Source organism: Metabacillus sp. cB07 (assembly GCF_016839225.1).
Classification (GTDB): domain Bacteria; phylum Bacillota; class Bacilli; order Bacillales; family Bacillaceae; genus Bacillus_P; species Bacillus_P indicus.
Genome location: NZ_CP069296.1, coordinates 2,794,192 through 2,806,376, shown reverse-complemented (window position 1 = coordinate 2,806,376; position 12,185 = coordinate 2,794,192). Strand labels below are relative to the sequence as shown.

General features: G+C 43.3%; 15 protein-coding genes. 13 read left to right on the top strand and 2 right to left on the bottom strand.

What is annotated here, in order from left to right:
• Nucleotides 1-66 precede the first annotated feature (66 nt).
• The 4 genes from pstC (at nucleotide 67) to phoU (ending at nucleotide 3,507) form a co-directional block, all read left to right on the top strand.
• Nucleotides 67-1,008, top strand: coding sequence for a phosphate ABC transporter permease subunit PstC (gene pstC / locus JOJ89_RS14470; protein ID WP_029279659.1), 942 nt, complete (start codon nucleotides 67-69; stop codon nucleotides 1,006-1,008).
• Between the two features lies 1 nt (nucleotide 1,009).
• Nucleotides 1,010-1,888, top strand: coding sequence for a phosphate ABC transporter permease PstA (gene pstA / locus JOJ89_RS14465; protein ID WP_035207164.1), 879 nt, complete (start codon nucleotides 1,010-1,012; stop codon nucleotides 1,886-1,888).
• A 35-nt stretch (nucleotides 1,889-1,923) separates the two neighbouring features.
• Entirely contained in the window at nucleotides 1,924-2,748 is an 825-nt protein-coding gene (gene pstB, locus JOJ89_RS14460; RefSeq protein ID WP_035207162.1) for a phosphate ABC transporter ATP-binding protein PstB, read from the top strand.
• A gap of 99 nt (nucleotides 2,749-2,847) precedes the next feature.
• Nucleotides 2,848-3,507, top strand: coding sequence for a phosphate signaling complex protein PhoU (gene phoU, locus JOJ89_RS14455; protein ID WP_029279665.1), 660 nt, complete (start codon nucleotides 2,848-2,850; stop codon nucleotides 3,505-3,507).
• Nucleotides 3,508-3,607: 100 nt separating this feature from the next.
• On the opposite strand, the gene JOJ89_RS14450 is transcribed toward phoU, so the two are convergent.
• Together JOJ89_RS14450 and JOJ89_RS14445 are read right to left on the bottom strand one after the other, a co-directional pair.
• Nucleotides 3,608-4,084, bottom strand: coding sequence for an MltG/YceG/YrrL family protein (locus tag JOJ89_RS14450; RefSeq protein WP_029279667.1), 477 nt, complete (start codon nucleotides 4,082-4,084; stop codon nucleotides 3,608-3,610).
• Nucleotides 4,081-4,428: a hypothetical protein gene (locus tag JOJ89_RS14445; RefSeq protein WP_029279669.1), complete on the bottom strand. Its 348-nt coding sequence runs from the start codon at nucleotides 4,426-4,428 to the stop codon at nucleotides 4,081-4,083. The genes JOJ89_RS14450 and JOJ89_RS14445 overlap by 4 nt, the downstream gene beginning before the upstream one ends.
• 196 nt (nucleotides 4,429-4,624) lie before the next feature.
• On the opposite strand from JOJ89_RS14445, the gene JOJ89_RS14440 reads away from it, so the two are divergent.
• From JOJ89_RS14440 to JOJ89_RS14400, 9 genes are all read left to right on the top strand, one after another.
• Nucleotides 4,625-6,310 carry a glycosyltransferase family 4 protein gene (locus JOJ89_RS14440; RefSeq protein ID WP_203288099.1) on the top strand — a complete coding sequence of 562 codons (1,686 nt, stop codon included), beginning with the start codon at nucleotides 4,625-4,627 and terminating at the stop codon, nucleotides 6,308-6,310.
• A 6-nt stretch (nucleotides 6,311-6,316) separates the two neighbouring features.
• Nucleotides 6,317-7,366: a nucleotidyltransferase family protein gene (locus JOJ89_RS14435; RefSeq protein WP_051827297.1), complete on the top strand. Its 1,050-nt coding sequence runs from the start codon at nucleotides 6,317-6,319 to the stop codon at nucleotides 7,364-7,366.
• Between the two features lie 109 nt (nucleotides 7,367-7,475).
• Complete coding sequence (gene rpmG / locus JOJ89_RS14430) at nucleotides 7,476-7,625, top strand: 50S ribosomal protein L33 (RefSeq protein WP_070875478.1); 150 nt, start codon at nucleotides 7,476-7,478, stop codon at nucleotides 7,623-7,625.
• 63 nt (nucleotides 7,626-7,688) lie between these two features.
• Nucleotides 7,689-8,255, top strand: a complete 567-nt coding sequence (locus JOJ89_RS14425; protein WP_203288097.1) for a 5-formyltetrahydrofolate cyclo-ligase — start codon at nucleotides 7,689-7,691, stop codon at nucleotides 8,253-8,255.
• A complete protein-coding gene (locus JOJ89_RS14420; RefSeq protein ID WP_203288095.1) occupies nucleotides 8,248-9,018 on the top strand; it encodes a DUF92 domain-containing protein in 771 nt (256 codons plus the stop codon). The genes JOJ89_RS14425 and JOJ89_RS14420 overlap by 8 nt, the downstream gene beginning before the upstream one ends.
• A 67-nt stretch (nucleotides 9,019-9,085) precedes the next feature.
• Nucleotides 9,086-9,262, top strand: coding sequence for a hypothetical protein (locus JOJ89_RS14415; RefSeq protein ID WP_087946341.1), 177 nt, complete (start codon nucleotides 9,086-9,088; stop codon nucleotides 9,260-9,262).
• A 186-nt stretch (nucleotides 9,263-9,448) separates the two neighbouring features.
• Complete coding sequence (locus tag JOJ89_RS14410; RefSeq protein WP_203288093.1) at nucleotides 9,449-10,618, top strand: rhomboid family intramembrane serine protease; 1,170 nt, start codon at nucleotides 9,449-9,451, stop codon at nucleotides 10,616-10,618.
• 147 nt (nucleotides 10,619-10,765) lie between these two features.
• Complete coding sequence (locus JOJ89_RS14405) at nucleotides 10,766-10,966, top strand: YqgQ family protein (protein ID WP_029279680.1); 201 nt, start codon at nucleotides 10,766-10,768, stop codon at nucleotides 10,964-10,966.
• A 67-nt stretch (nucleotides 10,967-11,033) separates the two neighbouring features.
• Nucleotides 11,034-12,002 carry an ROK family glucokinase gene (locus tag JOJ89_RS14400; RefSeq protein WP_035207153.1) on the top strand — a complete coding sequence of 323 codons (969 nt, stop codon included), beginning with the start codon at nucleotides 11,034-11,036 and terminating at the stop codon, nucleotides 12,000-12,002.
• Nucleotides 12,003-12,185: the final 183 nt, after the last annotated feature.

Below are 12,185 nucleotides of genomic sequence, written 5' to 3'. Positions count from 1 at the left end.
TCTAATAGATGAGAAGCATAAAACTGCTTCTCATCTTCCCATGTTTTGGAAAGGGGTTTTCGCATTATGGCAACAGAATCAAGCCGCTCTGTCAGTGAACTGATCAGAGAAAAAAAAGAGAAAAGATCCTGGATGAGATCTACAGAAAAACTGGTCCCGGCATTTTTATTGCTGACAGCTGTCATTTCCGTTCTTACGACAGTAGGAATTGTGTTAACTCTTATTGTTGAAACGGTAACGTTTTTCAGCAAAGTGCCTCTGCTTGACTTTATAACCCAGCGGGAATGGTATCCGTTTTTTGAAAGTGATCCAGCCTACGGAATTATAACACTTATTTCTGGAACACTTCTTGTAGCAGTAATTGCAATGGTTGTAGCTTTGCCGATTGGTTTGGCATCTGCTATTTATTTGAGTGAGTATGCATCAGACCGGGTAAGAAGGATCATAAAGCCGATCCTTGAAGTACTTGCCGGGATACCGACTATTGTGTACGGATTCTTCGCCCTGACATTTGTTACACCGCTGCTTCGTTCGATTATGCCTGACCTTGGATTCTTCAATGCTCTGAGCCCGGGTATTGTGGTGGGGATTATGATCATTCCAATGATTGCTTCACTATCTGAGGATGCCATGACATCTGTTCCAAGAGCTATGAGAGAAGGCGCACTGGCACTTGGATCAACGAAATTTGAAGTTGCCATTAAGGTAGTGCTTCCGGCAGCTATATCCGGTGTCATTGCTTCATTTGTACTGGCTATTTCACGTGCAATCGGCGAAACGATGATTGTTACACTAGCAGGCGGTGCTACACCTAAGCTTACGTTTGATCCGACGGAATCCATTCAGACGATGACAGCTTACATTGTTCAGGTAAGTTCAGGTGATGCAGGTTATGGAACAACAATCTACTACAGCATTTATGCTGTCGGTATGACGCTATTCCTGTTCACATTGCTCATGAACCTGCTTGCACAGTTTATTTCCCGCCGCTTCAGGGAGGAATACTAAGATGAACTACATTAATAAAGATAAAGTCGCAAAGAAGATGGGCAGCAGGCTTGCGGTAAACGGCATTTACAAAGGTATTTTTATGATTGCCACAAGTTTTGCTCTCGTTGTTCTCGGAATTCTTTTATATCGGATATTCACTCAAGGATTTAGCTTTTTAACACCGGAATTTTTTCAGAATTTCGCATCAAGAAGACCGTCAGCATCAGGTATTAAAGCAGCACTGGTCGGTTCCCTCTGGGTTATGGCTGTAGTCATACCGACTGGATTGATTCTTGGTGTCGGCACGGCTTTATATATGGAAGAATACGCTAAGAAAAATAAATTCACGAACTTCCTGCAAGTGAATATTGCAAACCTTGCCGGAGTTCCATCGATCGTTTTTGGACTCTTGGGTCTTACTGTATTTGTCCGTTACTTTGACCTTGGAAGAAGCATTTTAGCCGGGGGATTTACAATGGCGCTTCTTGTTCTTCCGGTTATTGTCGTTGCGTCTCAGGAAGCCATCAGAGCTGTTCCTAAAGAGCTACGTGAAGCATCTTTCGGTATGGGGGCTACTAAGTGGCAGACGATCCGCAGAGTTGTTTTGCCAGCCGCAATTCCAGGTATTTTAACAGGAAGCATCCTTGCTTTCTCAAGAGCGATAGGTGAAACAGCACCTCTGCTTGTTGTAGGAGCCTTTGCATTTGTTAATTATTTGCCTGAAAATGTAATGAGCACATTTACCGTTATGCCAATTCAGATCTTTAACTGGGCTTCAAGACCGCAGGCTGATTTCCAGGATGTGGCTGCCGCCGGCATTATCGTTCTGTTTATCTTCCTGATTGTCATGAACTCAGTGGCAGTATTGATTCGAAATAAATTCCAGAAAAATTATTAAACACGCTTTGAAATGGATGAAGGAGGTTTCACACGATGGAAATGACAAAAGTTGTGAAAGAGCGGAAGGAAAATGAGGATATGGCGGCGAATGCTCAAAAAGAAAAAAGCATCGTCTATAAAACAGATAACCTGAATCTTTGGTACGGAAATGATCAGGCATTGAAAAATATTGACCTTGATATCTATGAAAATGAAGTAACGGCGATTATCGGACCATCTGGATGCGGTAAATCAACCTACATCAAAACACTGAACCGCATGGTTGAACTTATTCCTACAGTCCGCACTTCAGGCAAAATTATCTACCGCGGAAAAAACATCTTTGATAAAGGCTACGGAGTGGAAGACCTGCGCACAAGAGTTGGGATGGTGTTCCAAAAGCCAAATCCGTTCCCTAAATCTATTTATGAAAATGTTGCATACGGACCAAGAATTCATGGAATCCGCGACAAAAAGACGCTTGACGCCATCGTTGAAAAAAGCTTAAAAGGCGCAGCCATCTGGGATGAAGTAAAGGACCGCTTAAAAGAAAATGCATACGGCCTTTCCGGCGGACAGCAGCAGCGTCTGTGCATCGCGCGCTGTCTTGCGATTGAACCCGATGTGATCCTGATGGATGAGCCGACGTCTGCACTTGACCCGATCTCGACGTTAAAAGTGGAAGAGCTTGTTCAGGAATTGAAAAAGCAGTACAGCATCGTGATTGTTACTCACAACATGCAGCAGGCTGCACGTATTTCCGACCGCACAGCATTTTTCCTAAACGGCGAAGTTGTGGAATACGCACATACTGATAAGCTGTTCTCTAACCCGTCTGATAAACGTACAGAAGATTACATCACAGGACGTTTCGGTTAAATAAAGGTAAGTCGTGCAAAACAATCAGTTTGCACGGCTTATTCCTGTATGATTTACTGGGAAAAACACATCAGCTTGATACTATTGGAGGGAAGCGACATGGTAGTAAGAGAGAAGTTTGAATATGACCTTAAAATTCTTCAGGATAAATTAAATGAAATTGCAAGCCTTTCCGTAAAATCGCTGTCTGAGGCAATCGGTGCACTTGAAACAAGAAATGTAGAAGCAGCGCTTGAAATTATCGAAAATGATGAAAGAATTGATGATCTGGATGAGGAAATCAATGATCTTGCCATCCTTCTTATTGCCAAGCAGCAGCCCGTTGCCATTGACCTGAGAAGAATTATCGTTGCCATTAAAATCTCTAATGACATTGAAAGAATGGCGGACTTTGCTGTTAATATTGCAAAATCAACAATCAGAATCGGGGACGAGCCGTTATTCAAACCGATTGAAACCATTAAAAAAATGCATGCGATTGCTGTTGAAATGTTATCCCTTTCTGTTAAAGCATATAACGAAGAAGATGTGGTCCTTGCCAAGCAAGTAGCGGAGATGGATGATCAGGTGGATGATTTATACGGCCAGACAATTCGTGAACTGCTTGAAATTATGCCTGAGCGCAAAGAGCTGATGCAGCAGCTTACTCAGCTTATGTTCGTGTGCAGATACATTGAACGCACAGCTGACCATGCGACAAATATCTCAGAAAGCGTCCTCTACCTCGTAAAAGGCAGAAGATACGACCTTAATGCTTAAACCATCAAAAAAGCTTGCCGTAAACGCGGCAAGCTTTTTTTTGTCAGGAATTCCCGAATAGAAAAATGAACGCCTCGATTTCTCTGGCGTTCACTCCTTTTTATTTTACGAGAACATTTACAATCTCGCTGAAGCTCATTCCTTTTTTAAGCTGGAATGTTCCCATGCGTACTTTTGTATGGTAATTTCCGTTAATGACAAAATCATTAAATTCGCTTGCGGATTCGATGACGCCTTCCTGTTCGAGAATACGCGAAACATCAGAAGTCGCCATGCCGTCTACAATTTTAAGGGTATAGTTTTCCTGCTGTGGCTTTTCTTCTGCAGGTTTTTCAGCCTGTTTTTGCTTTTCAATTAAAGCCTTTTCTTTAAAGGCGATTAATTCGTCATATTCTTTCGTATCAACAGCCGTCTGGCCGTTTTTGATTAAGTATTCTTTGATGTCATTTTCAGTTACTTCTCTATTGACAGTCACAGTCGCTTTGTCGTTGTTTTCTCCGAAAAAGTGAGTGGCAGCGAGTACAGATGTGGAAAGAATCATTCCTGCTGCGAACGATTGAAATCCTTTTCTGCTCATGTGAGGACCCTCTCATTCTTTTTAAGAATGTCTCTGATTTCGTCCTCGCTTAAGTATTCAGAACGTGCAATGGCTTCAGTGGATAATCCTTGATTATGCTTTAAAACAATGCGCTGAAGCGTTTGAGGATCGATTGAATCATAATCTGAAAGCTGAAGGCCGTTTTGCAGAATTTCTTCTTCTAAAACTCTGACTTTTTTCTTCAGCTTGTAGATCTCCTGCATAGATGATACCGACAGGTGCTCTACTTCCTGTTCAATGTCTTTAACGGAATCTCTCTGAAAATATGAGACGCCAATTAAAAGGATGCTTACGGCAAACAGGGCAATAATCATAATCTCCATTTTATTCACCTTCTAATATTTTTTCCCTTTTTCTTTATACCATAAAAAGCTTATGGACTAAAGGAAATTCGTAGATATTGTCGAAAATTGTCCTTATTGGATCAGCTTTTTTCAAATACAGGATTTATGACATAATAAGGAGAGAAATAGATGTACGGGAAATGACAATGAAGCAAGTGAAGCGAGGGGAATAACAGTGGATATCATTCATGAAAAGGGGACAGGGATCAGTCTCGCCAAAAAGCAGTCAGGTTTGTATGCTAGCTGGCATATTGATGAGCCGGATAAAGGAATTGCGTCCACTCTATTCGGCAAAGCGTTTTCCCTGCTTGGAAAAAAGATCCGCGTTTTCAGGCAGGCAAAAGGGTTTCTTGCTTATAAGGATATAGAGGTGCAAAAGGAAAGGCATGTATTTATTCCATACAGCGGGACGGAAGCCATCTACTTTGCCGACCTCGTCTTATATGATCAAAGCAGAGAACTTACACTTGCAAAATCTGACTCCGTTCATGGAGAAACAGGCAGCGGCAGCAGTTCAGATTGGCGATCGGCCTATTCCAGAACGAACTGGAAGCGCTGCTTTTCCGGATACACCTCATATGGGGATGTTCCAGATGAAAAAGAACCGGTAATATTACAGGACTTAAACACGAATATGCAGAATGTGGAGGAGGTCAAAAGCTCGCTTCACAAACTTCACGCTTCTGTCCTTATGATTTCAACAGAATATCCGCCAAATCTTATTGGCGGACTAGGCCGTCATGTGCATGTCCTTGTTCAAGCCCTCGCTGAAAAAAAGAAAACAGTCATTCTCTTAACCGCTGCAGCGGACCCCGCTCTGCAAGGCTATGAGAACCCGGCGCCTTTTCTGCACATTTTCAGGCTACAACCCCTGTATAAGACGAGCACTAGCCTTGAAGAGTGGGTGCTGAACATGAACTTTGCCTTCGTTCAGTTTTTGAAAAGAAATAGAGGCCTCTCCTTTGATCTTGTTCACGTACATGACTGGCTGACTGCCGGGGCCGGACGGGCTGTAAGGGAAGGTTGGGGAGTTCCGCTTGCAGCGACCATACATGCGACAGAAATTGGGCGAAACGGGTCCGCATGTACCCCGCTGCAGAAACACATTACTATGGAAGAAAAAAGGCTTGTTAAAGAGTCTGACAGGGTCATCGTATGCAGCCAATATATGCAGAAACAAGCTGAAGATCAATTAGAAATGGCCCCCGGCAAGTCTGCGGTCATCTATAATGGAATAAATCCGCTAAAAAGTAATATGAATGATAAAAATTCTAAAAACAAAAAACCTCTTTTTTTATCTGGAGAGCCATATATTTTTGCAGCGGGACGGCTGGTCCCCGAAAAAGGATTCGGCGTGCTGCTTGCAGCCATGCCGGAAATTTTAAAGCGTTTTCCTGAAATTAGGCTTATAATTGCAGGAGATGGGCCATACCGCAGCGAATATGAAAAACTAGCGAAAGAATTGAACGTTCAAAATCATGTCATATTTCTTGGTTTTTTAGACGATGCACCTCTTCATATATGTTTTAAGAACTGTGAGATGACCGTTGTGCCAAGTTTGTATGAACCCTTTGGAATGATCTCCCTTGAGAGCATGGCAGCATGTAAGCTTACAATTGCATCTGATACCGGCGGGCTTAAAGAAATCATCCGGCATAGGGAAAACGGTCTTTTATTTGAGCGGGGGAATTCGGAAGCTTTAACATCAGCTATCTTAGAGGCACTAACAAATAAAATATGGGCAGATCGCCTTGCGAAGGAAGGATTGTCTGACGTTTCGCGGCGTTTTTCCTATGATCTGTTTGCAGAGCAAGTGATAGAAGAATATGAAGTGCTGAATTCCATAAAGACAAGGAGCTGAAGTAAAGTGAAAGCTGTTATCCTCGCAGGCGGAGAAGGCTGCCGGCTCAGACCGCTTACAAATCATTGTCCAAAGCCGCTTGTGCCCATACTGAATAAGCCCGTACTGGAATATAGCCTTGAGCTTCTCAAAAGGCATGGTATAGATGATGTTATTATGACCGTACATTACTTGTCGTCAGCCATCAGGTCCTATTTTGGAGACGGTTCGAAGTGGGGCATCAGAATCACATACAGTGAAGAGGAAATGCCTCTTGGCACAGCAGGGAGCGTCAAGCTTGCAGAAGAGCTTCTGACAGAACCTTTTCTTGTCATCAGCGGGGACATTCTGACCGATTTTGATTTAACCGCAGGCATTGATCATCATTTGTCACACGGTGCGGCTGCGACAATCTTCACAAAGCCGCTTGATCTCCCAATTGAATACGGAGTGCTGCTTTCAAAAGAAACCCATATCAGCAGGATGTTTGAAAAACCGAAGTGGAATGACCTTTCAGATCACTCCATCAATACGGGGATCTATATTTTCAATCCAAGCATCTTCTCTTACCTGGAAGAGTTTGCATCCAGTGATTTCAGCAATGATCTGTTCCCTGAAATGATCCGAAATAAAGAGACTATCTCCCTTTTCAGAGCGGAGGGGTACTGGTCGGATATTGGAACTCTCTCAAATTACCGCGAAGCACAATTTGATATGCTTGAACATCGAGTGAATCTCGCCCCTAAGGGAAAAGAGATTGCCAAGGGCATCTGGATGGAGGACGGTGTCACGATCCATGATGATGTGACTTTGAAGGGGCCAATCTATATCAGCAGCAATACGATCATACATGAAGGGGCGACTGTGGGTCCTCACACTGTATTGTCTGAATCAGCCATCATCCACGAAAAATCTTCTGTTACACATTCCATTCTGTGGGAAAACAGTTATGTAGGAAAATCGTGCAGTCTTGGCGGGATGATCGGGCAGTGCCAGATTCAGGATCACTCAGCTCTCGCTGATATGAATGAAGAGACGGCAAACGCCTGGCAAGAGTACACGAAAAAAAATTCCTAACATCTGTATGAAATAAAAGTTGAAAATAATGTGGCATTTATTTTTTAAAAATGCTATTATAGTTAAGTCTGATTTAGTATAAGTTTTTTCAGTTTGGAGGGAAATCAATATGCGCGTTAATCTTACATTAGCTTGCACAGAATGCGGCGAACGTAATTACATTTCTAAAAAGAATAAACGTAATAACCCAGATCGTATGGAGCTTAAAAAATACTGCTCTAGAGAGAAAAAGGTTACATTGCACCGCGAAACGAAGTAAGCAGCAGGAATTTTTTCCTTGCTGTTTTTTTTTACGCGAATTTTAGCAAAGGGAGAATGGCTGATGCTGAAAAAAACATTGAGAAAACAAATGCTGGACGAATTATCTGAGATGAACCCTGATACATACAGAAGCCTTTGCGGGCGTATACATAAACAACTCTTTGAGTCTTCCTGCTGGAAAGACAGCAAGACGATTGGCATTACAATCTCACGAGGCATGGAAGTTGACACAAATCGTATCATTGAAAAAGCGCTGCAGATGAACAAGCGTGTAGCTATTCCGAGATGCCTGCCGAAAACCAGGGAAATGGAATTTCGCACGTATACATCAGAAGATCAGCTGGAGGTTGTTTATTACGGCTTAAAGGAACCTGCTGTGTCAAAAACATCCTTAGTGACGCCTGATGAAATGGATCTTCTATTTGTTCCCGGGGTTTGTTTTAGCAAATTGGGGTACCGGATCGGCTACGGGGGAGGCTATTATGATCGGTATCTTCCTTCATTTGGAGGGATGACGGTCTCACTTGCCTTTTCTGAACAAATTCTGCCGGACCTTCCTGCAGAACATCATGATATTCCTGTCAGGAAGATCATAACTGAAGATGAGGTGATCTTGACAAGTGGCTGATCTTTTAATTGCCATTCTGTTTATTCTGGGCATTTCTGCTGCAGGATTTAAGCTGAAATCTTTAACGCTTGGCGGTGCAGCGGCAGCGGTTTTTACCGGCATCTCCATTTATGCAGGCTTTGGTTATCCGGGACTGATCTTGCTTGGCGTGTTTTTTGGAAGCTCAAGCTTATGGAGCAAGTACAAGCGGAATCAAAAAGCGAGTGTTGAAGAGATGCTTGTTAAAGGAGATCAGAGGGATGCCGTTCAGGTGTTTGCAAATGGAGGGGCTGCCTCACTTTTAAGCATTCTTTATGCATTTTTTCCATTTGAGGGGGGATTTGCTGTCTACAGTGCTGCCATTGCTGCAGCAAATGCTGACACCTGGGCTTCAGAAATTGGAACATTGAGCAGGAAGAAGCCGAGAATGATTTTTTCCTTGAAACAAGTGGAGAAAGGAACATCAGGAGCAGTCAGCGTTCTCGGCACAGCAGCCGCAGCGGCAGGGTCCGGGCTGATAGCCCTTTGTGCATATGCTGTCTTTGATCTTGAGCCGATGGAGTTCTATCTGATCTTTCTTATAGGCTTCGCCGGAAATCTGATTGATACGTTTCTCGGTGCGGCCGTTCAGGTGCAGTTTCAATGCCCTGCATGCGGAAAAACAACAGAAAAAAAGATGCACTGCGATACTGAAGGAGAGAAAATTGGCGGCTTTCTTGATAATGATGCCGTTAATTTCACCGCGATCCTTGGTGCAGCATTGCTAGTCTTTCTTTTTTATTAACCGAAAGTGAATGATGCATGGATAAAACCGTGATCTCCCGCAGAGAGTAATAGCAGGAGGGATGATCATGCGAAAAGTGAATTCTGTACTTTTGACTATACTCGGAGCTCTTGTCTTTTATCAGTACCGCTACAGGCTGATGAATGCTGTTCTGAGCAGCCCGGCCATCCGGCACCAATTTATACAGCTGTCGATGAGGATACCGTTTATCCGCAATAAGTTTATGTTTCGTGTTTTCCGCTGAAAGCGCCTCCTGCAGGTGCTTTTTTATCTTTTTGCAGACATATACATAATCAGCAGCATAAAAAGGATATTGAAACGCAATCAATGCATATTTGCCGGCTTTTCATAAAATTCAGGAACAGGCGCTTTTCTTAACAGGGATGCATGGAGTTGATATACTATACTTAAAAAGGTCGGAGTGAAGCATATGGGAATAAGGCAGGAACAAATATTCTGGAAATATGTTCACGATGCTGTCACGCGGCATAATGATCAGATCATCCGTCTTTCGGACGATGACCGCGAAATTCTGCTTGCTCCAAATAAAAATAAAGAGTTTCAGCTTATACGTATTCTGCAGATTGACCTGGACTGGGGCAGCCAGCTTCAGCAGGATATCGAGAGAACCGCATTCAGAATAGATAGGCTCCGCGCGCAAACATTCAAGCACCCTGTCCAGCTTCTGAATATTTATCTTTCCCCCTATCCGCCGGTTGATGATTGGGAACACCGGACCGAAAGACCTCATCAGGAAGGAAAAACAACCATTAAATCGGTTGTCATCCATAAAGACAATGAGCAGAAGATGATTGACTATCTTGAAGCGCTGCTTGGGAAAAGGCTTCCGTTTTTGGTAGATGCAGAAGAAGCAGACATAGTCTTGTTGAAGAAGGAGGCCATCTTTCATTCAAATAAGAAAGCGAATGAAGAAAGACAGCTTTTCCGTTATGGAAAACCTCTTTTCACCTATTTGTTTATCGGTTTGCAGGTCGGCATGTTTATGCTTCTTGAAGCTTCAGGAGGCAGCCAGAACCCCCAGACGCTTGTTGACTATGGGGCGAAATATAACCCGCTGCTTGCTGACGGGGAATGGTGGCGTTTGTTCACTCCCATTATTCTTCACATCGGAATCCTACATCTGCTGATGAATACACTGGCGCTTCTTTATATAGGGGGGGCGGTTGAGAGGATGTACGGATCTGTAAGGTTTCTGCTTATATATTTGTTTGCGGGAGCATCAGGAACGCTAGCGAGCTTTGCATTCAGCCCTTCCATATCCGCGGGGGCATCAGGCGCCATTTTTGGATGTTTCGGAGCCCTGCTCTATATGGGCATTGCTAAGCCAAAGCTGTTTTTCAGGACAATTGGAACAAATGTCATCTTTATCATCGTTTTGAATCTGCTGTTTGGTTTTGCATTTCCAGGAGTGGATAACGCTGGTCATCTCGGAGGTCTTGCAGGAGGATTTCTTGCAGCTTTGATGGTGCAGCTGCCCAAACAGAAGAAATGGGGCTTGCGGCTGACAGGAGCAGTTCTTGCTCTGTTTTTTACAGGGGGACTGTATCTTTACGGTTCGCTTCTGATAAATGGATTGTAGCGAAGAGCGGGGCCCGCTCTTTTTTTGTTCCCTGAAAAAATACACTCTAGTTTTGAATTTTAAAATATCCTCTTGACGGAAAGTGACATTCCTTTATACTTTTATGTAGGTTCATGCAGAATATCTATGAAATGAGCAGGTGTAGCGATGAAAACGATTTACGATATTCAGCAGTTTCTGAAAAAAATGGGAACGATCATATATATTGGAGACAGAGCAGCTGATCTTGAACTGATGGAAATGGAAATCAGGCAAATATATGAATCAAACCTAATGGACGTAAAGGACTACCAAATGGCGATCCTGCTTCTTAGGCAGGAAAGGCAGCGGGTTCTTGAAAAGAAATAGCTCCTGCTGTTTTAAATGATTGTGCAAACGGTTTCTCTAAGACTACAACAAAAAAGGATGACATATTATGACAGATAAATGGCTGGTTGGAATAGATCTTGGCGGTACAACAATTAAAATGGCATTTATCAGCCATTACGGCGAAATGATTGAAAAATGGGAGATCCCTACAGATAAAAGCGGAAAAACCATTACGACAGATATTGCAAAGGCAATTGACGCCAAACTTGCAGAGCTTGGCCAGACAAAAGCGAAGCTTGCCGGCATTGGCATGGGTGCACCGGGCCCTGTGAATTTAGAAACAGGACTTGTGTATGAAACAGTGAACCTCGGCTGGAAAAATTACCCGTTAAAGCATCACCTTGAAATTGAGACAGGCCTCAGAGCCGTTATTGACAATGATGCAAACATCGCAGCGATCGGCGAAATGTGGAAGGGAGCCGGAGACGGAGCGACGGATGTTATTTGTGTAACGCTTGGCACAGGAGTCGGCGGCGGCATCATTTCAAACGGAACGGTTGTGCATGGTGTAAACGGTGCAGGGGGAGAAATAGGACACATTACCTCTGTGACTGAAGGCGGAGCACCTTGCAACTGCGGCAAAGAAGGCTGCTTAGAGACAATTGCATCTGCAACGGGCATTGTAAGACTTGCCGTTGAAAAATTGAGCGAAAGTGATGCGCAGAGCAGCCTCAGAACCCTTTATGCCGAAAATGGCAGCATTTCGTCGAGAGATGTCTTTGAAGCTTCTGAACAGGGAGATGCTCTTGCATCGGAAGTTGTTGAGTATATTACGAAACAGCTTGGACTTGCACTTGCAAACCTTTCAAACGGTCTGAATCCGGAGAAGATTGTAATCGGCGGAGGAGTTTCAAGAGCCGGAGAGCACTTAAGAAAAAACACAGAAAAGTATTTCAAGCGTTATGCATTCCCGCGTGTGGCTGAAGGCGCGTCCATATCCATTGCAACTCTTGGCAATGATGCGGGCGTTATTGGCGGAGCGTGGCTTGTAAAAACAAAACTTTCCGCGGTTTAATCGCATATAAAAGCCCGGGCAAGCAATACTAAAAGGAGCCTTATCAAAGCAGATAAGGCTCCTTTCTTATTTTAAAGAATATTCAGAAGATATTTACTTTGGCATTTTTGAAACCTTTTTGGGTTTTATACGTCTAACTATAGGGTAAAACGAATAAGCTGAACAACATTACAATTCTATCAT